The organism is Sporomusa rhizae (genome assembly GCF_041428845.1).
Lineage (GTDB): Bacteria > Bacillota > Negativicutes > Sporomusales > Sporomusaceae > Sporomusa > Sporomusa rhizae.
Genome location: NZ_CP156925.1, coordinates 3888351 through 3914618, shown reverse-complemented (window position 1 = coordinate 3914618; position 26268 = coordinate 3888351). Strand labels below are relative to the sequence as shown.

Below are 26268 nucleotides of genomic sequence, written 5' to 3'. Positions count from 1 at the left end.
GATTAGTTAGAAACTAGGTGAAATCATTTGGAAATGCGATTCTTAATTGTTGATGATGACATTGGTTTTCGCAGGACAATCAGTTATATAATTGAAAAATATCATTTAGGGGTAGTTGTTGGTAATTATGGTGACGGCCTGGAGGCTGAGACCGGCATTCGTAAATTACGACCCGATATTGTCGTGGTTGATTTACTGTTACCGGGTCAAAGCGGTATTGAATTAACAAAGAAGATCAGCAGTATAAACAATAAAATCTCTTATATTATGATCTCTGCCTGTAGTAATAAATCGATAATTACCGAAGCAATGCTTAGCGGCATTGATTATTACCTCCAAAAGCCTATAAATGTTTTGGACTTTAATTCAGTAATAAAAAAGATAGCAGAAAGGAAAAAAGCGGGGCCCAAGCGGACAGGTACGCTCTGCCATAAATTAAAGACGATTTGCCGGCTTTAATGGATAAAAAAGTCGTTTTTTATCTTCTTATTTCATAAGCGAGAGATCGCTAGAGTATATTACTTCTCTTCCTATCAAAAATGATGGCGACAGATTGACAAAACAGCAAATGTTTCATAAAATGTAAAAGAAATCCATGTGAAAGGAGGCCAAGAGTGATGAAAATTGTTTTTGAGTATATGATGCTTCAAGACGTCAAATCACCTGTTCGCGCAAGCGTTTTGGACAAAAATTGGATTAGTCTGCCCATTTTTAAGCAAACCGCATATCGAAAACAGGGACCGGAAGCTCTTGGCTGCAAATAGAGAAGGATACTTCTTTTTAAAAAAATTACTGCAAAAGACGCCGGTTTATTCGGCGTCTTTTTACTTTTACAGGAGGATAATATATGCAAGAAATTATTAGCTACCAACAAATCGGGAAACTCGCTTTTCCTGTTATTATTGCCCAGTCAGTTGTATTAATTAATGGTATGACTGACCTTGTGTTCATCAGCCCCTATGGTACGGAGGCTATTGCTGCTATAGCAATAGCGAACGCCTTATGCGCAACAGTATTTAATTTTTTAGAAGGTTTTAGACTTGGTACGACTGTCTTGATCTCCCAGGCTGCGGCTGCAGATGATAGGCCGAAGGCAACAGGTGTGGTGAATACCGGATTGTTTTTAGTTGCCATTATCGGTATTGTACTCCTTGTCTTTGCCCCGCATATCAGCGAACTTGTTTATAATATCGCAGGTAACGAGCAGCTCAAGTATTACGGTTTGGATTATCTTAAAGTTTGGCTTTGGACAATACCATTCATATTATTCTCTTATGTATTTATAGGATTGTTTAGAGGACTCAGGGACACGGCGACACCTCTATATAGCAGCGTCGTAATTTGTCTTTTAAATATCTTCTTTGATTATTTATTTGTTTGGGGAGGGTTCGGCTTTCCGAGCATGGGAGTAAAAGGAGCGGCTTGGGGAACTATGTTTGCCAATGTTGCAGGATTATTGATCATTGCCTATCTGGTGTTAAAAAAATCATTTACCCGTAAATACATTCAATTGAATCAATCGTTCTTTAGATACGTTCCAGAGTATATTACTCTTGCTGTAGATGTGGGACTTAATACTGGTTTTACACTGCTGGCACTGCTGTTTTTCATCTATATAATAAAACCGCTGGGACCAGCCGCATTAGCAGTACATCAAATTACTTTGCAAGTTTTTAATTTTGCTTATCTTCCTGCAATCGGCTTTTTAATCACCGCATCCATTATTGTGCCGAGGTTATTGGAGAATCATCAGGATTCCTTGCTTATCTCTACGGTTAAGCGGATAAGCAAGATGAGTTTCGGCATTGTGTTAGTTACAAGCGGCTTGCTTTTTACCTTCGCCTCATGGGTTAGCGGTTTTTTTAGTCCTAACGATAGGATGGTAGCAGAACAAGCAGCGCACACGCTAAGACTGGTTTGCCTAGGTCAATTATTTTCCTCTGTCTATATGGTTTTGCGAGGAGCATTAACCGGCTGTAAAGATACTCGCTTTATTGTATATGAAGGTATGGTGTCAGGATATTTGATATTCTTGCCTCTTGCTTATCTTATGGCTGTACAATCTGGCTATGGGATATATGGTGGTTATATAGCTTTCCTACTATGGTGTATTACTGACTGTTTGGCGCTTGCTGGCAGATTTTATCTCTTATACGTTAAAAAATCATTATAAGTTAATATTTCTAATTGGTCAGGTGACGGTCCTGAAGCTCATCGAGTCAATGGATTCCTTTATAATTAAAGCTGGATTTTATTACAAAAACCAGGAAATGGCTAATTGTCTGTTTGATAGGCAATTAGCCATTTCACGTTAATGCTATTTTGGAGATCGTATTACTGGAACTACGAAAAATGTTTTTACGGTATTTGATGGGTTCGGATAAAAGGGGCGTGCTTAATGCTATTATATGTATAGTGAATATACAAACTACAGCAGGCTAGAGCTAGGATAATTCAAGGAAAAATGAGGGTTGAAATAGTATGGGTTTTCAAATTATCAAAAAGTATTCTTTAAGTAGAGAAATAGCAAAAGCATTAGAGGACTTGGGGTACGAGGAACTCACTGAAGTTCAGGAAGTGGTGATACCTTTAGTTCTTGCAGAGAAGGATAGCATAGTGAGATCCCAAACGGGTAGTGGTAAGACAGCGGCTTTTGCCATCCCAATTTGCGAGAAAATCGAAGTTGAGCAAAAAAATCCCCAGGTATTGGTTCTAACACCCACTAGAGAATTGGCTGTACAATTAAAACAGGACATTTCTAACATAGGAAGATTTAAAAGAATAAGATGCGCCGTTGTTTTTGGCAGACAACCGATGGAAATACAGAGAAGAGAGTTAAGACAACGAGTGCATGTTGTTGTCGGTACACCGGGGAGGACCTTAGATCACATTGACAGAGGCAACATTAATCTGGACGAAGTGCAGTATCTGATCATTGATGAAGCAGACAAAATGTTGGATATGGGATTTATTGAACAGGTGGAAGCCATCATAAAAGTGTTGCCTGCTAACAGGCATACGATGCTATTTTCAGCTACTATACCAGACAAGATTCAGGAAATCTGTAACCAATACATGAAGGAACCCGTCAAAATAGAAGTTGATTCGGAAAGTCCTAGTTTAGAAACCATTCGGCAATTTTATTATGAAGTAGAAGAAGAAGAAAAGTTCAATTTAGTTACTAAAATAATATATACTGAAAAGCCAAATAGTTGCATTTTCTTTTGTAATACAAGGGACAAGGTAGATGATGTTTTTGAAAAGATGAAGCAGCAAGGCTATTCCTGTGGAATATTGCATGGAGGTATGGAGCAACGGGATCGATTGTATTCTATTCATGATTTTAAAAGGGGAGAATTTCAGTTTTTGATTGCGACTGATGTGGCAGCCAGAGGAATACATGTAGATGATATATCTCTAGTGGTCAATTATGATATGCCGCTCAATAGCGAAAGCTATGTACATAGAATTGGCAGGACGGGACGGGCTGGGAATGTAGGAGCAGCTATTACTCTTGTAGCAAGGAGTGAATATAGGACTTTACATGAGATTGAGGAATATGCTCATTATAAGATACTCAAGCTGGAAATTCCGATGGTGGAAGAAGAAACTTTGCTTTTAAATAATCGTGATGGTCTTGAACCTATATCAAAAATTGATAAAAGCGAAAAGTTAAATAGACAGATTACTAGAATTAGGATAAATGCAGGCAAGAAGACAAAGATGCGGCCAGGCGATATACTTGGGGCGATTACTACCATTCCAGGCATTAGTGGAGGCGATATTGGTATTATCGATATCCAAGATACATGTTCCTATGTGGAGATCCATGGAAATAAAGGCGAGCTTGTCATGGAGGCGCTTGGGGCGACGAAGATAAAAGGTAAGATACATAAGATAAAAGAAGTAGGTTTTTCTAATAAGTTGTATTAGAATACTGGGAGAGCTGAAAATTAGAGGGGAAAAGAGCAAAGTATGAGTACTAGTGTATTAACAGAGAAAGATTTCGCCGAAATTATTGCAAAGAACGGTGGACGTGTTTTTAGAGTCGGTGATTGTGTCTGCGATAGCTTTATGGGAGTAACACCAAAGGATATTGATTTTTGTATTGTTGGTATGGTTAAGAAAAATTTTAAAATGATATTCCCCGAGGCTGAAGAATGTGCCAAGTCTATTTCTGTTTTTCGCTTGGGGATCGACGGCATAACGCGGGAAGTTGCCTTTGCGAGAACGGAGCGGAAAGAAGGAAGCGGCTACAAAGTATCAACTAAGCCAAAGATTACCATTGAAGAAGATCTTTTTAGGCGTGATATTACGGCTAACTCTATGGCAATCGATGTTTTAACAGGAGAAATTATCGATCCTTACCATGGAAGAAGGGATATAGAAGGCAAGATAATTAGAGCGACTAGTCAGCATTTTTCCAATGACCCAATGCGCGCCGTGCGGCTTGCAGGCCAATCTGCCCGCTTAGGTTTTGATATAGACGGCGATACGTTGCCTCTTGTGAGTGCTGCTGCAGAAGAACTTGCTCATAAACCTGTAGAACAGATTGCTACGGAGTTGGGAAAGGTTCTATCAGAAGCACGCGAACCGGGACGATATTTCGAGGTTCTGGCAAAGACTAGTTTATTGCAGATTACATTTAAAGAAATCTCAGATTTGTCTAAAGAAGAGTTTAAAAGAGTAATAGCAGGACTAGATTCAGTGGCAAAAGCTACACAGAATTCTAAGCTAAGGTTTGCCGCCTTTGGCGTAGTACTGGGTAAAGAGCGTTTACTCTTATGGAATAATAGAATGACATTGCCTGGTGATTGGCTGGATGCCGCCGTTACTGTTAGCGAAATAATAGGCTCTTTGGAAAATCCCACTCCTGATAAGATTGTAGATACCATTAATAAATTAAGGCGTGGCTCTCTTACTATTGAGGATTTCGATCTCATTGCTCAAGCAGCAGGATTAAAAATTCCGCAACTGGGACCACTGAAAGATATAACGGTTTTGCCCGCTGGAGAGGTTGTCCCCAAGACATTAAAGGGTAAAGAAATTGGTGAATGGTTGAGAGCGAAGCATGTGAAAGCCATTTCAGAACACTTACATTTTGAGTCAAATTCGAGGCGGCAATAGTGGAAAAATTTCTCTGCTTAATAATTTCCTTATTATTGGGGATACTAGAACGAAAAGGAGGGGAATTTATTGAGTAGTACAATTTGGTTGTTAATTGTTGGGGCCGTTGCAGGATGGTTGGCTGGAAGTGTTGTGAAGGGGCATGGATTTGGAATATGGGTAGATATGATTGTTGGGGTAATTGGCGCATATATAGGCAGCTTTCTACTCTCGCTAATTGGTATAGCGACCTTTGGTTTAATCGGACAACTTATCTCGAGTTTTATTGGCGCCGTGGTACTTGTTTCGATAATTAGAATGTTTAGTGGTAATAAGATGACAAATAGAGACTAAGTCAGTATAGTGTTTTTTCCTAACTAAGTTAGTCGGTATGATATTTTACGGATTGGTTCACTATTTTAAATCCATAAGGTTCAAAAAAACAGCTATTTGCTATTCGCAATAGCTGTTTTTACTTTTTGAATAAGTTAGAAAGCTTGATTCCTGCCTTTAAGCGGCGGGAATTTTTATTTTATGATTAATTTTTATGATTAATTTTTATGATTAATTTGTTATATTCTGCAGGAATTTTTTTTCCTATGGCTAATAATTGTATTAATGAATTAATACAATAAGTTAATACGATATTGGATTGGCATACATACAAAGAGTAGACGAATCAATGTGAAGGCTGGTATGCGTCGTGCCGATAGCTCTATTCGATGACTAACCCGCTCGAAGATTCCCTCTTCCCCAAGCGAGAATTAGACTCCTGCACGGGTACAGGTGAGCGGCTAAGTCTCTGGATAAGGGCGACAAACTTTAACTTTTCTAAGGGGGGCTAGTAATGTTGCCGGCAATAGATCATAAGAGCGGCGTGCCCTTATATATTCAAGTGCAAGAAGGACTAAAAGCGCTGATTATCAAAGGAGCCTATCCACCAGGAGAGCAGTTACCGACAGTGAGACAACTGGCAGTAGAGCTTCGTATCAATAGTAATACGGTAGCACGAGCTTATTCGGAATTAGAACGAGCCGGTATTATTTCAACCCATCAGGGAAGGGGAACCTTTGTCTGTGGATTGCCGGAAGTTTTTGAGGCGGAGGTGAGAGAACAGCAGCTTGACGTTTTATTGGAGCAGTTATTATCTGACGCCTATTTGTTAGGATTTCAGGCTAATGATGTATTTTGCCGCCTAGAGAAAAAAATTAAAGAAGAGTAAGACGTTAGGAGGGATCACATGAAGAATAATAACGAACGGTCGCGAATGAGTAAATCCGCTCAGAACCAACGCAAACCTTTACGGAGTGCATTGCCGTTTGCCGTTTTCTTAGTGATTGTAATAATTGCGGCAGCATTAGGCTTGATGCATGACAATCATTGGATTATAATTGTTGGATTTATTCTGGGTCTCTTGGGGTCGCAATCTGTCAAAGTTGCTCAACAATGGGAAAAAGCAATCGTGTTGAGGCTGGGGAAGTTTCATTGCCTGGCGGGACCCGGAATATTTTTTACAATACCAATTATTGATACAATACCGTTCTGGATTGACCAGAGAGTGATTGCCACTTCTTTTAATGCCGAGCAGACTTTGACGAAAGATAATGTACCGGTGGATGTAGATGCAGTACTGTTTTGGATGGTTTGGGATCCTGAAAAAGCGGCTTTGGAAGTGGAAAATTACCGGGAGGCCGTTTCCTGGGCGGCCCAGACAGCCCTTAGAGATGTTATTGGCAGAACCATGCTGTCGGAGATGTTAGCCGGACGGGAGAATATCGATACAGAATTACAGGAAATGATTGACAAGCGGACAGTTCCGTGGGGGGTTGCAGTTCAATCGGTGGAAATTCGGGATGTTATTATTCCCGAAGGGCTGCAAGATGCAATGTCCAGGGAGGCTCAAGCCGACAGGGAACGAAAGGCGCGAATTATTCTGGGGTCTGTTGAACAGGAAATTGCCGCGAGCTTTGTCGAGGCTGCCAAAATTTACGGAGACAGTTCGCTGGCTTTTCAACTCAGGTCGCTGAATGTTCTCTATGAAAGCCTGAAAAAACAAGGCGGATTAGTGGTAATTCCCAGTCATCTTGCTGATGCCGCCAATCTGGGTGCATATCTAGGTATTCAGGCACAACTAGAAAAGAATAAACACGTTTCAAAAATCACGGAAGAGGAGGAAGGTTGAAAATGGGCAGAAATTTTACAAGACGAACTTTTTTAAAGCTATCAGGAGCTACCGCGGCAGCCATCGCGGTTTCCGGCTCAGTAACCAAAATGGTATCGGAAGTTTCGGCTGAAACCAAGGCAGAGGAAAGTCAATTTGTACGCAGCTTTTGCGAAATGTGTACCTCAAGATGCCCCATACAGGCCAAAATCGAGAATGGGAAGGTTACCTATATAGCCGGTAATCCTGACTGGGCAGCTACGGGAGGAACAGTATGCGCCCGTGGCGGGGCTGCAGTTTCCCAGTTATACGATAAGGACCGGGTGAAAAAACCGTTGATTCGTACCGGGGAGCGCGGTGAAGGTAAATGGAAAGAGGTTTCATGGGACGAAGCTTATTCTTATATCGCAGAAAAAATGCAGGAGATTAAGAGTAAGTATGGCGCTGAAAGCATGGCATTTGCTTGCCGTGGCGGCACTCATAAAGCTTATATGGATACGTTAGCCAAAGCATACGGCTCGCCGAACACATTTACGCATGAATCGACATGTCCGATTGCCCGGACGGTTGCTAAGGAAGTTATATTTGGCACAGCGGCGGTATCTCTTGATTATGGTAATGCTAAGTATTTGTTGTCATTGGGACGCAGCTTCTTTGAGGGAATCAATGTATCACAGGTTCGTGGCGTAATGAAAGCTATGGCAAACGGCGGCAAGTTAGTTTCGGTAGATCCTCGCTTTTCGGTTACGTCTGCAAAAGCCGATGAATGGCATGCAATTAAACCAGGTACAGACTTGGCCTTAGTCCTGGCTATTATTCATGTATTGATTCGGGATAATCTGTATGATAAAGAGTTTATTGAAAAGTATACGGAAGGTTTTGACGCAATAAAAGCTTCTGTTGTCGATACTACTCCGGCTTGGGCTGCCCAGGAAACCGGTATCAGTGAGAAAGATATCGAACGTATGGCTAAAGAGATGGCAGCAGCTAAACCCAGAGCTATAATTGACTGGGGCTGGCGTACGACATTTTCACCCGAAGAATTTGAACTTAGACGGGCCTCGATTATTGCCAACCTATTATTAGGGAGCTTTGAAGTGCCGGGAGGAATGTATCTCGATAAGAGCGCGGGGTTCATTAATGGTCTAGTTGGCAAAACCGTGGTTCCGGGTCTGGCGGCACCAAAGCTTCCGCCTTTTCCAAAACCGGCTAAGCCTAGAGTAGACGGAGCTCAGGTAAAAGGTCAGCCGCATTTTCTTGTTCCTGCCAGCGACGGAGTTGTTCAGGAGGTTCCTGAAGCTATTCTTACCGAAAAGCCTTATCCAATTAAAGGCTGGTTTGTTTTGCGCAATAATCCGGTAGTAAGTCAGTCTAATACCACTCGCGTTATTGAGGCGTTAAAGAAACTGGATTTACTTGTTGTCTGTGATGTTAACCTTTCTGATACAGCCTGGTTTGCTGATGTGGTTCTACCTGAAAGTACTTTCCTGGAACGGGATGAAGGCTTTAATAATGCCGGTGGCAGTGCGCCTTCCTATACTCTCCGCCAGCAGGTTGTAAAACCGGTTTATGATACTAAGCCGCACTGGCAAATATTCAAAGAGTTGGGAGAACGTCTCGGCTTAGGGCAATATTTCCCTTGGAACAATATTGAGGATATGCGGGCCATCCAAATGGGCGGTAATACAGAGTTAATTAAAGCGGCCAAAGACAAGGGCTTCATTAATTTTGGCATTAAACCGCTGTTTTTACGGGATAAAAATTCCGTAGCGCAATTTGTATCAAAATATCCGGAAGCAGTAAGTAAGGTAAATGACCTGGGAATAATTGACGGACCCATCCTGAATTTAAAGACCCACAGCAAAAAGATTGAGCTTATGTCCCATGAAGTTCAGGAGTTATTCGGCAGACCGGTTCCTATTTACCGTCCGGTCAAGCTGAAAGAGGATAATGAGTTGTACTTTATTCAGGGTAAATCGGCTATACATACCAATGCTCACACTCATGATATACCATGGCTGTACGGATTAATGCCGACAAGCCGGTTATGGGTTAATCCGGATACTGCAGCAAAACTGTCCCTCCGGGCAGGCGATACTGTTGAAGTTACAGCCGAATCCGGTAAACAAAAGGCGGTTGTACTTGTAAGTAAGGGTGTGCGCCCGGATACGGTATTTACGTATTTTGGTTTTGGGCGGGTATCGCCAGGTTTGAAGCGGGCTTACAAGCAAGGGGTTAATTCCAGCTTGCTGCTGCCAACAGTAATGGGGCCGGTATGCGGTACGGCGCTTCATACTGCCGGAGTTCAAATCAAAAAGGTATAAGGAGGAATAATCGTTATGGCAGATAAACGCTATGGTATGCTTTTTGACAGTAATCGATGTATTGGCTGTCAGTCTTGTTCGGTAGCCTGCCGGGCCGAAAATAAGGTTCCGGATGATGTCTACCGGCTGCAAGTTCGCATAGATGGACCCAAAGGAGAATTCCCCAAGCTTGTAATGGATTTTGAACGGCATTCTTGTGTTATGTGTGATAAGGCTCCCTGTGTATCTGTATGTCCAACCGGGGCTTCGTATATAAATAACGACGGTGTTAACATGGTAGATGCCAAAAAATGTGTTGGTTGTAAGTACTGTATCAATGCCTGCCCCTATCAAGCCAGGTTTGTTAACCCGGTTACCGGTGCTGCCGATAAATGTACGTTTTGTTATGAAAACCGGGTTAAAAAAGGCGAAAAGCCGGCTTGTACATCAATTTGTCCGGCGGGGGCGCTGATTTTTGGCGATCTCAATGATCCCAAGAGTGAAATCCGCCAAGCTATGCAACAGTATACCGTAAAACCAAAAGAACATTTAGGGACACATCCTAAGCTTTATGTTATTCCCGATAAACGGGGAGGTGGACAATAATGGATCAATTATGGGGATCTATGGCGCAATATAGTGCTATACAGTGGGAATGGCCGGTAGCTGTGTATCTATTTCTGGCTGGCTTAAGTGCCGGTGCACTTATTGCAGCATTACTGGTAAAATGGAGGAACGGTAATGTCGGCGATTATGATGGAATGATTAAGGCTGGCGCTTTGTTGGCCCCTATTTCGATCATGATTGGTCAGGGTTTGCTGATCGTTGATTTAAGTAAACCGCTATCTTTTTGGATGCTGATGCTGCATTATCAATTCCAGTCGGTAATGTCTATCGGTGTGGTTTTACTGATGATTTACTCCGGCTTGTGTACACTGTTTGCCGCCATCATATTTAAAGATTGGCTGGCTGAATTTGAATGGTCAGAGTGGTTTTTCAAACCACTGCTTCCACTTATCGAATGGTTTGAAAATAAGACATGGCTAGAATGGATAATGTGCCTTGTGGCTATCTCTATCGCGGTTTATACCGGCTTTTTACTCTCGGCTTTGGGGGCAAAACCGTTGCTTAATGTTCCTTTGCTGCCGCTTCTATTCCTAATCTCCGGAATGTCCGCAGGCTTAGGTGCATGTATTGCTTTGGGTGTGACACTGTTTAAAGATTCGGTGGAAGAACTCAACTTACAATACCTATTGTCGCTGGATACCAAATTATTGCCGATAGAACTGTTTGTCCTGTTCGTTATGTTTACCGGCTTGGTAAATATGGGCGGCCAATATGCAGTAGTTGCCGTTAAGGCCTTGACCAGTGGTGTATGGGCAAATGTCTTCTGGATTGGGGTAGTTGGGATCGGGTTGATTTTACCCATTATTGTGTCGGTCACTTCCCTGCATGGATCGAAACTAGCGGCGAGTGATACTGTCAGCCTAACAGCAGGTGGCGCAAGTTATCAAGTAGCGCAGCAAGTACCTCGTGGAACGCTGCTGATAAACTGTACGTTGGTAATGCTCGGAAGTGCGTTGCTCAGATTATATATTGTCTATGCCGGACAGATATTTATCTGATGACTAACCTGCTCTAAGAAGTCTTTGGATAAGGGTGAGTAGCCTTCAGGTGGGGGTAGAACCCCATCTGAAGCTATGCCTCTTTATTTAGCGATTTTGGTAAAAGAGCAGAATATGCCCCTAAAGAAAGTGAGGAAGAAATATGTCCTTGGCGGCAGTGGCGCAGTATGCTGACGTTAACCAGAATAAGTGTTTAAACCGGCGAATTCGTAAGGTAGAATGTCAAAAATGCGAAACAGCTTGTCCTAACAAAAGCATTCGCGTAAATCTTTCCGATCGCAATGTGCCGGTTAGACTTATAGACAGTTGTACTGGTTGCGGTTTGTGTGTGGCGGCTTGTCCTGCAGAGGCCATTGCCGTTTTGCACAAACCGCCCAAACTGGTATTGAAAAACGGTGCCGTTGAGCTTATGTGCAATAAACAGCAGTTGGACAGTTCTATTGCATGTTTGGGGATGATGGACGCCTACGTTCTGGCCTATCTTGGCATGAAATTAGAGCACGTGAAGATTGTCCTGGTCAACAACCGTTGTAAGACGTGCAACCCTGGTGTTGCCAATGGCATCAAGCAAACAGTAGAAAAGACAAACCATGTTTTGCGCAAACTGGGGAGACCGGAAATACAGTTGGTTTTGCGATGCGGTAAGGAAGAAGTAAAGATTAACCGGCGCGATCTATTTTCGTTTTGCTTTTCAAAGGCTAGGGAGACTTTGCTGGATATGCTGCCATTTTCGTTACATCAGGAAAAGGCTTACCGGGAACTTTTCGTCGAAAGTATAACCCCTGCAGTACAGAATGCCAAGCTGGACCTGAGTCCGTTATTTTGGGGGAGCGAGGTAAGCGAGCAGTGTGATTTGTGCGGAATTTGTACCAGGAGCTGCCAGCAAGCTGCGTTAACCATTACGGTCAATGAACAAAATGGTCGCCGGGAGCTGCTTCATAACCAGAGTAAGTGTATAGGATGTATGGCTTGTACCTTGCTTTGCCCGCATAATGCTTTGCGGATAGCAGATTCATTAAGTAGTGTAAAAATAGTTGCCGGCCAAAAATCAATTGTCTTAATAATTAAAAAGTGCTGCACCCAATGCGGCAGAATTTTGCCAAATGACTCTCCGTTAGTATGCGAGCAATGCTCGCAGGAAAAAAAGCCGTATTTACAATCAATATACTAACCTAAATTAAACTGAAGCAAGGACTTAACCATGTGAATTGCAGGGTTAAGTCCTTGTCCAGTTTACAAAACTAATCTTATTGTACTAAACTCAAAGTCAACATGGTGATGTAATGAATAGTGCGGTACTCAAGCCGCGCTAATTGTGACAAATATCTGACAAGTTCATTTTTCCCGATAGTTATAGATGATTTGGGATGGTTCAAGCTGGCGAAATCATTATATAATTTTATTACAATAAACTAAATAGGAGGAAAATTCAAATGAAGAAATTGATATTTTTGATTGCTATCTTTCTATTACCTTGTTTGATTTTGGCTGGTTGTGGCGATAAAAAGGCAACTAGCGAAAAACCCGCAAAAACAGATAAACTTGTTATTTATTGTCCGCACCCCTTGGCCTTTATTAATCCTTTAGTAACTGAGTTTGAAAAACAAAGCGGTGTCAAAGTAGAAGTTGTTGCCGCCGGCAGCGGTGAATTGCTGAAACGGGTTGAATCAGAAAAAGCAAATCCGCTTGGTGATATTTTCTGGGGCGGCTCGCTTGGCACTATGAAGCCCAAAGCAAACTTATTCGAAAACTATACTTCGGTCAATGAAGATAAAATTCAACCGGCATTTAAGAATACAGAAGGTCCATTGACTCGGTTTACTGATATTCCAAGTGTAATTATGGTTAATACCAATTTGATTGGCGATATAAAAGTAGAAGGTTATGAAGACTTACTGAACCCAAAATTAAAAGGAAAAATTGCCTTCTGTGATCCGGCAAAATCTTCGTCCTCTTATGAGCATTTAATTAACATGCTTTATGCTATGGGCAAAGGTGATCCGGAAAAAGGCTGGGATTATGTAAAAGCTCTTTGCGCTAATCTTGATGGTAAACTGCTTAGCGGTTCTTCGGCTGTTTATAAAGGAGTAGCCGATGGTGAATATGCCGTAGGCTGTACGTTTGAAGAAGGCGGCGCCACCTATGTTGCTGATGGCGCACCGGTAAAACTGGTTTACATGAAAGAGGGCGTTATTTCCAAGCCAGATGGTGTTTACATCATAAAAAATGCTAAGAACATGGAAAACGCCAAGAAATTTATTGATTTTATCACAAGTAAAGATGCACAAACCATTATCGTAAAACAATTACATAGACGTTCCATCCGTACGGACGTTGAACCTCCAAAAGGTTTGATTGATAAAGACAAAATCAATATTATCAATGATGATGAAGCGGTTGTTGTAGCAAATAAAACAAAATGGTTAGATAAATTTAAAGATATATTTACCAGCGTTAAGTAGTATCTGTTCAGTGCTTATACAGCCCACGCAAGGCTATTTGTGTGGGCTGTAGTTATATAATATCAGACGTGTTAAACGGAGGTTTTATGAATGAGTGTTGCCATTCATATCGATCATGTTGTTAAACGATATGAGCAAGTAACCATCATCCCGGATTTATCGGCACATATTAAAAATGGCGAGTTCTTCACTTTATTGGGGCCTTCAGGCTGTGGCAAGACGACATTGCTAAGAATGATTGCGGGATTTAATAGTATCGAGGGCGGTCAAATCAAATTTGATGAGAGGCTGATTAACGATATTCCCGCCCATAAACGCAATATAGGTATGGTTTTTCAAAATTATGCGATTTTCCCCCATCTAACTGTCCGGGAAAACGTCGAATACGGTTTGAAATTACGCGGCTTAGATAAAGCCGCAATTAAGAAAAAAGTGGATGATATTTTAAAGGTAGTAAAAATAGAAGACTACCAGGACAGGTTGCCGGAACGGCTTTCCGGCGGACAACAGCAGCGGGTTGCGCTGGCGAGGGCTATTGTTATTCATCCGAATGTCCTGTTAATGGATGAGCCGCTTTCTAATTTAGACGCAAAGCTTCGTATTGAAATGCGCAGCGCCATTCGCGAAGTCCAGAACCAAGTGGGAATTACCACTGTGTATGTAACGCATGACCAGGAAGAAGCGCTAGCTATTTCCGATAGAATTGCAGTTATGCATGCCGGTGTTATTCAGCAAATTGGGAATCCCCAATCAATTTATACAAGACCGTATAATGTATTTGTTTCTACTTTTATCGGCCACTCCAATTTGTTTGCAGGCAAGATCAAGGTCGATGCATTGAAAACCTTTGTTGTATTTAACGACGGCTATCAAATCGAGCTTGAACATCTTGGTGAGGTAACAGACGGGCAAGAGGTTATTATTTCAGTTAGACCGGAAGAATTTTCCGTGCAGGAAGATGGCCTGCAATGCACAATTAGTTCACGAGTATTTCTCGGGAAATATGTGAATTACAAGCTGGCATTTGCTCCTAATATGCTGGTAGCTAATCAAGTATCAATCGAATTTTCTCAGGATTTAGGACATGCAGAAAGAATCTTTGAGCAGGGTGACATGATTACCCTGCGCCCTAATAAAGCTAAGATTAATATCTTTACGGCAGACGCCGAGGCCAAGAACTTAATTAAGGGTGTGAAGCAGTATGAATAAAAAACTGCTCACCTGGAATTTTTGGACAGCGGTTACGGCCTTAGCTGTTGTTGTATTTGGATTATTCTTGATTTATCCGTTACTTTCGCTATTTATCAGCAGTTTTCAAGACCCGGCGACAGGCGCTTTGACTATGGAGAATTTCGCTAAGTTTTTCAGAAAGAAGTATTACTATCAGTCGCTAATCAATAGTATGTGGGTTACCACTTGTGTAACCATCCTTTCTATTATAATTGGTACGGCACTTGCCTATTTTATGACAGCGTATAAGGTAAAGTTCAAGGGGGCAGTTGAAATATTTGTGATTATTTCCATGCTGTCACCGCCCTTTATCGGCGCTTATTCGTGGGTGTTATTAGGCGGGCGCAGCGGAATCATAACTCAATTCTTAACTGAGTTATTTCACAGAGAATGGCCGTCTATTTATGGGTTTAGCGGCATACTCTTAGTGCTTACGTTAAAATTGTATCCCTTTATTTATTTATATGTTTCAGGCGCATTGAAAAAGATCGATGCCTCCTTAATTGAGGCGGCCGAAAGTCTTGGCTGCAGCGGCATGAAAAAAGTGGCAACCGTGATTATGCCCCTGTTGTTGCCAACAATTCTTGCGGGCGCTTTGATGGTTTTCATGAATGCATTAGCCGATTTTGGTACACCCATGCTCATTGGTGAAGGGTTTAATGTTATGCCTGTAATGATCTATTCTGAATTTATTAGTGAAGTGGGCGGGCAGGCCAACTTTGCCGCCGCTATGGCAACGATGATGGTTATTCTTACATCAACGATTTTCTTGTTGCAGAAGTACATTGTCAATAGGAAATCCTTCACGATGAGTTCTCTAAGACCAATGCAGGTTAAGCAACTATCCGGATTTAAAAATGCAATTATGCATCTGGGTATCTATGTACTGGTATTTGTATCGATGATTCCACAGTTTACGGTTATGTACACTTCTTTCTTAAAAACCAACGGGCAGCTTTTCTTGCCAGGGTTTTCTTTGAACAGTTACGTTATTGTTTTTGACAACCTGGCTTTAGCTATTACCAACACCTATACATATTCATTTGCCGCTATTTTTATCATTGTTTTGCTTGGTATGCTCATTGCGTACATTACCACCAGGAGAAAGAACTGGCTTACCGATATTATTGATACCCTCAGTATGTTCCCTTATATTATCCCCGGTTCGGTGCTTGGTATCACTTTGCTCCTGGCATTTAATGATGAACCGCTTATTCTGTCCGGAACTGCACTGATAATCATTGTTTCCTTGGTAATCAGACGGCTACCCTATACCTTGCGTTCCAGCTCAGCCATTTTGTATCAAATAAGTCCCAGCGTCGAAGAGGCGTCCATTAGCCTGGGGGCGTCACCGCTAAAGACTTTCTTTAAAATTACCGCGGTAATGATGCTGCCAGGTGTATTATCCGGGGCTATCTTGAGCTGGATTACGTGTATTAATGAGTTAAGTTCCTCCGTAATTTTGTATACCGGCGGAACCAGAACAATGTCTGTTGCTATTTACACCGAGGTTATTCGTGCAAGTTACGGTACGGCAGCAGCACTTTCAACAATACTGACAGTGACAACTGTTGCTGCATTACTCTTATTTTTTAAGGTTTCCGGCAGCAAGGATATTAGTTTATAATTAAAAAAGCATTACACGCATGATCGGGGTGAGAACATGAGTAGAAAAGAGAACCATTTAAAGGATGAACTGCGGCGAACTTTTACTATTTATGCGCTTATCCCGACTTTTATTATTGCCAGCTTCATATTTATTCTCGCCTTTGTATATTGGAATACCAATGTACTAGAAAAGAATCAAAGCAAGCTAGCTTTTGCCAGCAAGCTGATAAGTACAACTATCTCCGGTCATATGGAGAAAGCCAGCGAGATTGCAGCCTTAAGTGATATCGACGGGCTGCGGGATAGCAAAGCCGCACGAACTGAAATGTACGAGAATTTATATCAATATATCAATAGTACCGGGTTGCAAACCGAATTTTATCTTTACGATCAACAAATGGCCCGGCTGATATCCAATCAAACTCAAGATCCGGAATTTGTTCAAACAGCAAAGATTGCTGATTGGGGAATTATTGGGCAAATCAAGAAAAAGCCAACCTTGCCAACCTTTGCTTTTGTCAATTCAGTTAGTAATTGTGGCTTAGAGAGGAATTTGGTTATTGGTAAGGCAATCCTTGAAAAAGGTAAAATTGCCGGTTACATTTTCTTTGTTTTGCCGAAAGAGCAATTTTTAAGTATGCTGATTAATCCCTATGCGGATTTTGTTGTAAAAGATCGTTATGATTATGCGCCAATTTATACGGACGGGTTTTTTTGCGATACCTTGAATAAAATGAAACCGGAGTTCATAAATGCCGATGGTTTTTTTCCTTTTGCCGATAGAAAGTATTATATTAGCAAAGCCGAAATTTTGAATGGAGATTTAACAGTTTATGCGTTGACCTCAGTCGGCGGTATAGTTAGTCAATTGACTAATTCCTTGCTTATGCTCATTGGTATATTAATTATCTTGTCAATATCCATAGTAATCAGTGTAAAAAAGCAGGCTGAGCAGAAAACAAAAATGATTGATCAACTTGTGGAAGCGTTTTCGGCGGTAAAAGAAGGTAATCTTGATATGCGTCTTGCTATCAATACCAATAACGAATTTCAAATTATCAGCGAGTCGTATAATATGATGCTTTGCAGCCTTAAAGAACTTATGCAAACAAATCATGAAGAGGCAAGAGCAACGGTTATTTCAGAAATTAAACAACTAGAGTCCCAATTTAATCCGCATTTTTTATTTAATACATTAGAAAATATTAAATTTATGATTAAACTGGATCCTACTGCCGCAAATAAAATGATTGTTGCTTTATCTAATTTATTACGCTACAGCATTAATAACAATTGCAGTGAAGTCACGATTCAAGAGGATATGGCCTATACGCAAAACTATCTCGATATTCAAAAATATCGGTTTGGGCAGCGGCTGAACTATATACTGCAGATACCGGCTGAACTGAATAATTGCATTATTCCCAAGCTAATTATTCAGCCAATAATCGAGAATGCCATAAAGTATGGTTTTCGCGATTGCCAATATCTGCGAGTTGAAATTGAAGCCTGTATAATTGAAAATCAGCTTGTAATTAGTATTAATAATAACGGAACGGAAATTGATGAGCAGTCGCTTAACGAAATCCGCACGATGCTGGCGGCCAACGCCAATTGCTCCCAGCATTCAGGGTTATATAATGTTAAGCGGCGGATTCAGTTGATGTATGGTGACGCCTATGGCCTGGAAATTATGAGCAGCAGGCAGGACGGTACTACCGTGAAAATTGTTTTGCCGATTCGTAAACAATAAATGCTTGCTTTGATTACATTAAGATAAGGGAGTAAGAGGTATGCTCAAAGTCTTGATTGTCGAAGATGAAGAGATAATACGCCGGGGTTTGGTTTATACAATTGATTGGTTAAGTATGCACTGTATGGTGATAGGTTCAGCCGCAAATGGCAAAGAAGGGCTTGCTATGCTGAGACGGTATGAACCAGATATCGTTCTTGTCGATATACTTATGCCGGAAATGAATGGTATTGAAATGCTGGAAGCCGCTCAAAGCTTGGATATTAAGCCATTCAAAAGTATTATTTTAACAAGTTATACCAATTTTGAGTTTGCGCGTAAAGCGATTTATCTTCAGGCAACGGATTATTTGCTTAAACCGGTGGATGAGGATGAACTTAGAAACACAGTTGATAGAATAAGAGCAAGGCTTGAAGAAAGTAAGGCTTATTCTAATATTATTGCACTTACTAAAAAGAATGATATTGAACAGCTTGTCGATTGGGATGTTTATTTAAATAAAGATAATCTGAAAAACAGCTATGTTGCCCAGGCGTTGTATAAAATTCGCGATCATTATGATGAAAAAATCAGTATTGATTCTATTGCCGAGGAATTGCACGTAAGTGCCAGCTACCTCAGTCGCAAATTTAAGGAGGCAACATCACATACATTCTTAGAATTATTAATGCGTTATCGTATTCAAAAAGCGATTTGTTTATTAAAAAAAGGCACTTACCGGGTATACGAAGTGTCTGATATGACAGGTTTTAGTGATTATAAAAACTTCTGCGTAGTATTTAAAAAATACACAAAAACATCACCTACAGAATTTATGAAACAAAGCGGCTGCATTATTCATAAATAAAGGAGTTGAAAGAGTGAAACGGTATCAGGATTTTTTCCTTATTTCTGATATAGATGGAACACTTGCGAATAATGAGCATAGGGTTTCAGAAAAAAACAAAGAGGCTATTGCTGATTTTGTTGCGCAAGGCGGGCATTTTGCGGTCGCAACAGGACGTACACAAAGAAATGTTGTACCGTATATGACAGGACTAACAATTAATGCACCCTGTATACTTTATAATGGTGGCGCACTTTACTCTTGGCAGGAAAAGCGCTTTTTAAAAACCAAGCATCTGGAAAGTCGGGAATTAGCGGGTTTCCTCAGGCATTGTATAGCGCTATTTCCGCAAATGTGCATTGAAGTATTTACCCACGAACAGCTCTATGTGATTACAGACCCTGCTAATGTTGATGAGCATATGATACGGGAAAAGCAGGAATTTACCTATGCGGCGCTTGACGACATTTTGGACAAGACTTGGATAAAAATTATTCTTTGTGATAGCCACGAAAACTTACTTGCCAGCAGGGCAATATTATCGTTATTTCATTTAGAAGATAAAACTAATAACTTTTTTTCTGCAGTTACATATTTAGAGATTGTGGCTAACCATGTTTCAAAAGGAAATATGCTTGGTGAGTTATTAAAAATTCCCGGGTTTCACGGCAAGAAAATAATCGCCGCCGGTGATTTTCAGAACGATATCGAAATGTTACAAATTGCTGATTGTGGGGTTGCACCTGAAAATGCACAAGATGATGTGAAAAAGATAGCAAATGTAATCGCTGTAAATAATGATGAAGATCTGATTCATGATATTGTTTATCGGATTATACCTACTTTGCTATGAATTTTTGTTGAAATCGCCAACCATAATTCTAGTAATGAGTTATGGTTTTTTTGTCAGTAAGTAGAAGGGGATAAAATGGTCTTTACCAGGAGTGATAATCGAACTATAGAGGCGAAGGGACTTAAGTCAGAACGAAAATAGTTTAAAAACAGAAGGATTAATTTCGTAAGACATAGAACAGGTAGTAAATACCAAGTGGATTAAGGAAGGGGTAACCCCTTCTGACTGTCAGGAATGCAATAAGGAGGATACACAATGCAAAAAAACAAGCTCTTTGTGGTAATATTTGTAATGACAACTTTTTTGGTCATGGCAGGAACTGCTTATGGTGCATCGAAGGAAAACAGTACAAAGGATTGGAATATACAGTTCTTGGGTACGCTGCAAGTACCGGCACAATTGGAAATTATTGATGCTAAAGATGTCATAACAGCAATTGGAAAAATCAGCGAGAAAGTTGAGAAAGAAAAGGCGGCTAAAGGTCAAAAACAAACAGCTGAAGTTATGTCGGCGCAAGATATTGCGGCAAACTTGGAGAAGAACAATGTTGGCCTGTACGAATTCGCTCTAAAGAATAATGGTACCTATAATACAGCCTTGGTCATTGCTTTTAAAATGCCTGAGGAATTTAAGCCGACAGGATTAAGTTTTTTTGATAACATACAAAAGATGGATAAAAAACAGCAAGCTGAGCTTCAGACACAAATTATCACCGGAATGAATAAAGTTTTCACAGAAGTACCGGAATTAAAAGATATATTTGAAATGGAAATTCTAGAGTTTTATCCGTTCGAACACATGACAAATAAAAATGCCCAAATAGTAAGTGTTGGCGGCAGTGTAGCCTTCCGGATGTATAAAATGATTCAACCTTCTGCATTTAAAGTATATTTTATTAAGAAGAATACTCAAATGTATGTGTTTGGGGTTATCAATTCCGGGCCTGACAGAAAGATGTGGGATAACATGACCAAAGAAATGCTTGGCAGCGCACGGTGGAAAGTGTTCTCTTAATCTAAGTTCATGAAAAAGTAATATTAAACGAGGAAACCGGCCATGGCTAAAGCCTGGCCGGTTTTCCTTGTTGTGACTGTTTATCTTAGTAGTTCGTTGCTATTTTTTTGATGTGACGCATAGTGGCGATGCGTTCTTCGGCTAAAACTTCAGCGGCTTTGTAGGTAGGAATGTTATCCCGTTTGGAAATAGCGATTACTTGTTCGATGTTTCTATAAATACCATCCACTTTTCTCAGGGCGCGCTCACGGTTGTAGCCGCCATCAAGAAGTTCGTCAGCAACATTGATTACGCCGCCGGCATTAATAATGAAGTCAGGGGCATATACGATACCTTTATCTTGGATAATTTGACCATGGCGTTCTTCTTTCAATTGGTTGTTGGCGGCACCGGCAATAACGCGGCACTTCAGTAGAGGGATAGTTTCATCATTGACAATTGCGCCCAAAGCACACGGTGAGAAGATATCGCAGTTTACGCCGTAGATTTCGTCAGGTTTAACGGCTTTAGCGCCAAAATCGGTAACAACATGATCCACATTTTCCGGGAAGATATCGGTAACAATAAGGTTGGCGCCTTCTTCATGGAGATGTTTGCATAAGGTATAACCAACATGGCCGAGACCTTGTACAGCAATGGTTTTACCTGACAGCGAATCAGATCCCCAAGCTTCTTTGGCGCTGGCTTTTACGCCTTTCCAAACGCCGTAGGCGGTAATTGGGGACGGATCACCGCTGGAGCCGGCGGTGGAACCAAGGCCTGCTACATGATTGGTTTCCATTTTAATATAGTCCATATCTTCCACGCAGGTGCCAACATCTTCTGCTGTAATATAACGGCCATTCAAACCGTCGACAAAACGGCCAAAGGCACGGAACAGTGCTTCGCTTTTATCTTTTTTGGAGTCGCCGATAATAACTGCTTTAGCGCCGCCAAGATTGAGACCGGCTGCTGCATTCTTATAGCTCATACCGCGAGCCAGGCGTAAAGCATCGACAATAGCTTCTTCTTCTGTAGCATAGTTCCACATACGAGTACCGCCCAGAGCTGGGCCCAAGGTAGTGTCATGAATACAAATAATTGCTTTTAAACCGGAAACTTCGTCTTGGCACATCACCAGTTGCTCATACTTATAATTTGTCATGTACTTAAAAATTTCCATTTGTAAATCCCCCTCTAAAGTAGTGTTTTTGTGTGCTGCTAGTATGTAACGCAAGTATTGTGCCAAGCATAGGAATAAATTTCCAAAAACCGCCAAACAGCTTAATTCAAAGGGAAATTAAGCTGTTTGGTGGTTTATAGCAGATATAAAAAAAGCTTAGACTGCAATTTATTGCACTGCAATTAATTGCAGTACTGCAGTGGGTTGCAGTTGTTACTTGTGACGGTATTTTTCAAGTTTGTAATATAGGCTGCGGACGGCGATCCCCAGGGTATCCGCGGCTTCTACCCGGTTACCGCCGTGGGCGGCCAGGGCATCCTCAATGGCTTTTTGTTCTGCTGCTTCCAGTATTGACGCCAGGGATTGGCAGCCGCTTTTGTCACCAGTTGGCTGAGAATGTTTATGTCCGGCAGTATGCCGGTCATAGGTTGCGAGCGGCGGCAGATACTGCGGCAGAACTGTGTTTTCGGTAGGACGCATGTTAATGAGTGCCCGACCTAATACATTTTCCAATTCGCGTATATTACCAGGCCAATGGTAGTGACTTAACACGGCCAGCGCTTCCGGTGACATTTGACGAACATCACGCCCGTACTCTTTGTTTAGTTTTTTTAGTAAGAAATTAACCAATTCAGGCAGGTCTTCTAATCTTTCTCTAAGCGGCGGAATAAAAATGGGAAAAACGCTAATACGGTAGAATAAATCTTCGCGAAAAGCATTTCTTTGTACGGCTTTTTCTAAATCAACATTGGAGGCAGCAATAATACGGGTATCAACTTTGATCGATTTGGTACTGCCTACCGGCGTAATCTCTTTTTCCTGTAAAAATCTAAGCAGCTTGGCCTGAATCATTGGTGGAATTTCACTGATTTCATCCAAAAAAATTGTGCCGCCGTTAGCTTCAGCAACAAGGCCTTTTTTACCTGTTTTACGGGCGCCGGTAAAGGCTCCTCCCTCATAGCCGAACAGTTCACTTTCAAGCAGCGTATCCGGAATGGCAGCGCAGTTTACCCTAATGAACGGACCGGACTTGCGGCTGCTGGCATTGTAAATGGCATGGGCAAAAAGCTCTTTGCCTGTACCGCTTTCTCCTGCCAGGAGTACGGTTGCGGGCGTTGCAGCGGCCTTGAGCGCTTGTTCAACGGCCATCCGGATGGCCTTGCTGCTCCCAATAATATCGTCGGCAGTATATTGACTGATCATGCGCCTGACCAGTGATTTCATATGATCCAGTTCGGCAGTTAAGTGCTTAATTTCTGATACGTCATGAGATATGGCGACACTGCCGCGCAGCCGGCCATTAACAATAATCGGCGCAGCGTTGACAATGACTTCTTTGCCCTGTGGTCCGGCATGCAACGGAACTCCTCTCACTGGCCGCATGGTCTTCATGACTTTCAGATGCATGCTTTCGCCTTCCTGAATATCGACAGTTGGAGATTTGCCAAGCACTTCTTCTTTGGTCATTCCTACCAGGCGGGTATAGGCCGGGTTAACCAGAACGATTTTTTCATTTTCATTAACTACCGATATGGCATCTTGAGAGGAATTGATAATGGCTTCCAGCATTTCCTGAATTTCTTTAAGGTTGGTTATTTCCTCAGCCAATTGCCTGATCTCGGTTATGTCCCGAAACACCGCTACTGCACCCACTACTTGGCCTGATTCATCGCGGACAGGCACGCGGTTTGTAACAATACAGGCAGAACCGATGTGTTGCTGCTGGTTCAATTCAGGTATGCCGGTCTTTAACACTATCTCTAACCGTGAATTGGGGATAACATGATGAACTGGGCGCCCCAAAGCCTCTTGGGCAGTTACGCCGAGAAACTTTTCGGCCGCATTATTAACTACATTGACAATTCCTTGTTTATTTACAGCGATCATCGCGTCATGAGTAGAATTTAGTACAACTTCGAGTTCGTGAAAAGTTGGCGTAAATTCTTTTTCAGTACACAAATGAAGGTGATCCATAATAGTAAACCTCCCATTTGGTCTTTGCTGACGTGTCGAATTTCAAAAAAAAGTCCACTGTATGTGGAAAATTCAACATAAAATGGAAAAAACCTGCTGGATGGCTGTGAACTTACCCGGCTTAGTACCGGTAGTGGTAAAGCAAATCTTTATTAGAGTAAAAAATTTGTTAGTTGCTCCTTTATGAAAACCGGGTTATGATGGAACTGGTAGTTTTTCCAATATGCTGGAATTTATGAAGGTTCTTATTTTTGAGGAGAGTTTAATTTTCCGCATTACTTTTTTCTATTTTTTACGTTTATTGTAATATAGATGGAAAAAAGATTGAAGGGAGCATTACAAAAATGAAAAGGATATTAATGATCTTACTAAGTTTACTGTTAATAACGACGATTGCCTTTGCGGCAGGAAATCTGGAAGAGCGAATTAAGACTACCGAAATCCAGGTGCCAGTACAGATAAATGGAATGCAGCTGGAAGATCTTCTGACTTTATTAAGTAAAGAAAGCGGCATTAGGATTCTGGCTACGCCGGAGGTTGCCGGAATCAAAATTGATTTGGAGTTACCGGCACAGCAAACCTTGGCTCAAGTGTTTGAAGCGTTAAGAAATAAGTATTCACTTGAATATAAGATGCAAAATATGCAAAATGCAATCATTGTGCTAAAGAATCCGGGATATGATACCGTCTCGGCGTATCCTAATGGCAATGTAAAAAGTTATCTGCGGCTCCGACTAAATTTTGCACCCTTGGAACAGGCCGCGATTCATCCCTACCCTCTGCCAACCAGTGCCGAGGAATATAAAGGTGTAACAGATAATGGTTTTAGGGATACATTAAAGAATCCAACCTCGACATTTTCCATTGATGTGGATACCGCTTCCTATAGCAATGTGCGCCGGTTTATTAATACCGGTATGCGCCCGCTTCCCGATGCAGTTAGAACAGAAGAACTTTTAAATTACTTTACATATGATTATCAGCAGCCTAATGGAAGCGAGCCGTTTTCCATAACAACAGAGGTCGGGCTCTGTCCCTGGCAGCCAAACCATAAACTGGCCCTTATTGGCTTACAGGGAAAAGATATCGCTACCGAGAAAATGCCGCCGAGTAATCTTGTTTTCCTAATCGATACCTCTGGTTCCATGATAGCGGAAAACAAGCTGCCGCTTCTTAAAACAGCCTTTAAGATGCTGGTTAATAAACTGAGGGCGCAAGATAAGGTAGCTGTTGTCGCATATGCCAACAGTGCAGGTGTGGTACTTAAGCCGACTCCCGGTAGTGAAAAGGAAAAAATTATCGAGGCAATTGACAAACTTCAAGCAGGTGGTTCAACCGCCGGCGGCGAGGGAATCCAACTGGCTTATAAGCTAGCCAAAGAGAACTATCTCAAAGAAGGTAATAACAGAGTTATATTAGCTACCGATGGCGATTTTAACGTTGGTGTAAGCAGTGAAAACGAATTAACCAAATTAATCGAGGAAAAACGCAATGACGGAATTTTTTTAAGCGTTCTCGGGTTTGGTATGGGTAATATAAAAGATAACAAAATGGAAATTTTAGCGGATAAAGGCAATGGCAACTACGCATATATTGACAGCGCCCAGGAAGCCAAGCGAGTCATGGTTGGCCAAATGGCCGGAACGTTATATACCATCGCTAAAGATGTTAAACTCCAGGTGGAATTTAATCCGGATAAAGTAAAATCTTACCGCTTGATTGGTTATGAGAACCGAGCTTTGAAAAACGAAGAGTTTAAGGATGATAAAACAGACGCCGGTGATATGGGGGCAGGTCACAGCGTGACTGCTCTTTACGAAATAGTTCCGCAAGCATCCGCAATCCAGCCCAATGATAATCTAATGCAGGTAAATATCCGTTATAAAAAACCTGAAGAAGCGACAAGCAATTTGTTGACAAAGACAGTTTCCGGTGCCGATAACTGGATAACCTCCGATAACTTACGGTTTGCAGCCGCGGTGGCTGAATATGGCATGTTGCTCCGGAATTCTGAACATAAAGGACAGTCTAATTATAAGCAGGTACTGGAATTGGCAAAAGGGGCAAAAGGCATTGATGAGGAAGGATACCGGAGCGAATTTATCAGGGTAGTAGAGATTACTCAGATGCTTGGGCAGAAAGACTAAAGTTAAATTAGTAAAGGAAGAAGGCTCAACTTGCATTTATTTCT

22 protein-coding genes are annotated in these 26268 nt (G+C 41.5%); 20 read left to right on the top strand and 2 right to left on the bottom strand.

Annotation, left to right across the window (positions count from 1 at the left end):
• Positions 1 to 33 precede the first annotated feature (33 nt).
• The 19 genes from SRRS_RS18550 to SRRS_RS18460 all read left to right on the top strand — a co-directional run bounded on the left by SRRS_RS18550 (position 34) and on the right by SRRS_RS18460 (position 20941).
• Positions 34 to 459: a response regulator gene (locus SRRS_RS18550; RefSeq protein WP_371362595.1), complete on the top strand. Its 426-nt coding sequence runs from the start codon at positions 34 to 36 to the stop codon at positions 457 to 459.
• Between the two features lie 158 nt (positions 460 to 617).
• Positions 618 to 764 carry a hypothetical protein gene (locus SRRS_RS18545; protein ID WP_371362594.1) on the top strand — a complete coding sequence of 49 codons (147 nt, stop codon included), beginning with the start codon at positions 618 to 620 and terminating at the stop codon, positions 762 to 764.
• A gap of 83 nt (positions 765 to 847) precedes the next feature.
• Positions 848 to 2173 (top strand): MATE family efflux transporter, encoded by a 1326-nt coding sequence (locus SRRS_RS18540; protein ID WP_371362593.1) that lies wholly within the window; start codon positions 848 to 850, stop codon positions 2171 to 2173.
• 308 nt (positions 2174 to 2481) lie between these two features.
• A complete protein-coding gene (locus tag SRRS_RS18535) occupies positions 2482 to 3933 on the top strand; it encodes a DEAD/DEAH box helicase (RefSeq protein ID WP_371362592.1) in 1452 nt (483 codons plus the stop codon).
• Positions 3934 to 3975: 42 nt separating this feature from the next.
• The gene (locus SRRS_RS18530; RefSeq protein WP_371362591.1) at positions 3976 to 5127 is read left to right on the top strand and encodes a polynucleotide adenylyltransferase; all 1152 of its coding nucleotides are present in this window, start codon (positions 3976 to 3978) and stop codon (positions 5125 to 5127) included.
• Between the two features lie 69 nt (positions 5128 to 5196).
• The gene (locus SRRS_RS18525; protein WP_371362590.1) at positions 5197 to 5460 is read left to right on the top strand and encodes a GlsB/YeaQ/YmgE family stress response membrane protein; all 264 of its coding nucleotides are present in this window, start codon (positions 5197 to 5199) and stop codon (positions 5458 to 5460) included.
• A 493-nt stretch (positions 5461 to 5953) separates the two neighbouring features.
• The gene (locus SRRS_RS18520) at positions 5954 to 6328 is read left to right on the top strand and encodes a GntR family transcriptional regulator (protein WP_371362589.1); all 375 of its coding nucleotides are present in this window, start codon (positions 5954 to 5956) and stop codon (positions 6326 to 6328) included.
• An 18-nt stretch (positions 6329 to 6346) separates the two neighbouring features.
• Positions 6347 to 7288, top strand: a complete 942-nt coding sequence (locus tag SRRS_RS18515) for an SPFH domain-containing protein (protein WP_371362588.1) — start codon at positions 6347 to 6349, stop codon at positions 7286 to 7288.
• Between the two features lie 2 nt (positions 7289 to 7290).
• The gene (gene phsA, locus SRRS_RS18510) at positions 7291 to 9591 is read left to right on the top strand and encodes a thiosulfate reductase PhsA (RefSeq protein WP_371362587.1); all 2301 of its coding nucleotides are present in this window, start codon (positions 7291 to 7293) and stop codon (positions 9589 to 9591) included.
• 15 nt (positions 9592 to 9606) lie between these two features.
• The gene (locus SRRS_RS18505; RefSeq protein WP_371362586.1) at positions 9607 to 10176 is read left to right on the top strand and encodes a 4Fe-4S dicluster domain-containing protein; all 570 of its coding nucleotides are present in this window, start codon (positions 9607 to 9609) and stop codon (positions 10174 to 10176) included.
• Positions 10176 to 11195: an NrfD/PsrC family molybdoenzyme membrane anchor subunit gene (gene nrfD, locus SRRS_RS18500; RefSeq protein ID WP_371362585.1), complete on the top strand. Its 1020-nt coding sequence runs from the start codon at positions 10176 to 10178 to the stop codon at positions 11193 to 11195. Before SRRS_RS18505 ends, nrfD begins: the two co-directional genes overlap by 1 nt.
• 142 nt (positions 11196 to 11337) lie before the next feature.
• Entirely contained in the window at positions 11338 to 12366 is a 1029-nt protein-coding gene (locus SRRS_RS18495) for a 4Fe-4S dicluster domain-containing protein (RefSeq protein ID WP_371362584.1), read from the top strand.
• Positions 12367 to 12628: 262 nt separating this feature from the next.
• Positions 12629 to 13657 carry an ABC transporter substrate-binding protein gene (locus tag SRRS_RS18490; RefSeq protein ID WP_371362583.1) on the top strand — a complete coding sequence of 343 codons (1029 nt, stop codon included), beginning with the start codon at positions 12629 to 12631 and terminating at the stop codon, positions 13655 to 13657.
• Between the two features lie 90 nt (positions 13658 to 13747).
• The gene (locus SRRS_RS18485; protein ID WP_371362582.1) at positions 13748 to 14866 is read left to right on the top strand and encodes an ABC transporter ATP-binding protein; all 1119 of its coding nucleotides are present in this window, start codon (positions 13748 to 13750) and stop codon (positions 14864 to 14866) included.
• A complete protein-coding gene (locus SRRS_RS18480) occupies positions 14859 to 16514 on the top strand; it encodes an ABC transporter permease (protein ID WP_371362580.1) in 1656 nt (551 codons plus the stop codon). The genes SRRS_RS18485 and SRRS_RS18480 overlap by 8 nt, the downstream gene beginning before the upstream one ends.
• A gap of 36 nt (positions 16515 to 16550) precedes the next feature.
• Complete coding sequence (locus tag SRRS_RS18475) at positions 16551 to 18248, top strand: sensor histidine kinase (protein ID WP_371362578.1); 1698 nt, start codon at positions 16551 to 16553, stop codon at positions 18246 to 18248.
• Positions 18249 to 18288: 40 nt separating this feature from the next.
• Positions 18289 to 19095 carry a response regulator gene (locus SRRS_RS18470; protein WP_371362577.1) on the top strand — a complete coding sequence of 269 codons (807 nt, stop codon included), beginning with the start codon at positions 18289 to 18291 and terminating at the stop codon, positions 19093 to 19095.
• 13 nt (positions 19096 to 19108) lie between these two features.
• Positions 19109 to 19927 (top strand): Cof-type HAD-IIB family hydrolase, encoded by an 819-nt coding sequence (locus SRRS_RS18465; RefSeq protein ID WP_371362575.1) that lies wholly within the window; start codon positions 19109 to 19111, stop codon positions 19925 to 19927.
• 255 nt (positions 19928 to 20182) lie between these two features.
• Positions 20183 to 20941 (top strand): hypothetical protein, encoded by a 759-nt coding sequence (locus SRRS_RS18460; RefSeq protein WP_371362574.1) that lies wholly within the window; start codon positions 20183 to 20185, stop codon positions 20939 to 20941.
• An 85-nt stretch (positions 20942 to 21026) separates the two neighbouring features.
• On the opposite strand, the gene SRRS_RS18455 is transcribed toward SRRS_RS18460, so the two are convergent.
• Together SRRS_RS18455 and SRRS_RS18450 are read right to left on the bottom strand one after the other, a co-directional pair.
• On the bottom strand, positions 21027 to 22103 hold the full coding sequence (locus tag SRRS_RS18455) for a Glu/Leu/Phe/Val dehydrogenase (RefSeq protein ID WP_371362573.1): 1077 nt from the start codon (positions 22101 to 22103) through the stop codon (positions 21027 to 21029).
• 213 nt (positions 22104 to 22316) lie between these two features.
• Positions 22317 to 24077: a sigma 54-interacting transcriptional regulator gene (locus SRRS_RS18450; protein WP_371362571.1), complete on the bottom strand. Its 1761-nt coding sequence runs from the start codon at positions 24075 to 24077 to the stop codon at positions 22317 to 22319.
• Positions 24078 to 24421: 344 nt separating this feature from the next.
• Here SRRS_RS18450 and SRRS_RS18445 point away from each other — a divergent pair, with 344 nt between their 5' ends.
• Positions 24422 to 26224 (top strand): von Willebrand factor type A domain-containing protein, encoded by a 1803-nt coding sequence (locus SRRS_RS18445; protein ID WP_371362569.1) that lies wholly within the window; start codon positions 24422 to 24424, stop codon positions 26222 to 26224.
• Positions 26225 to 26268: the final 44 nt, after the last annotated feature.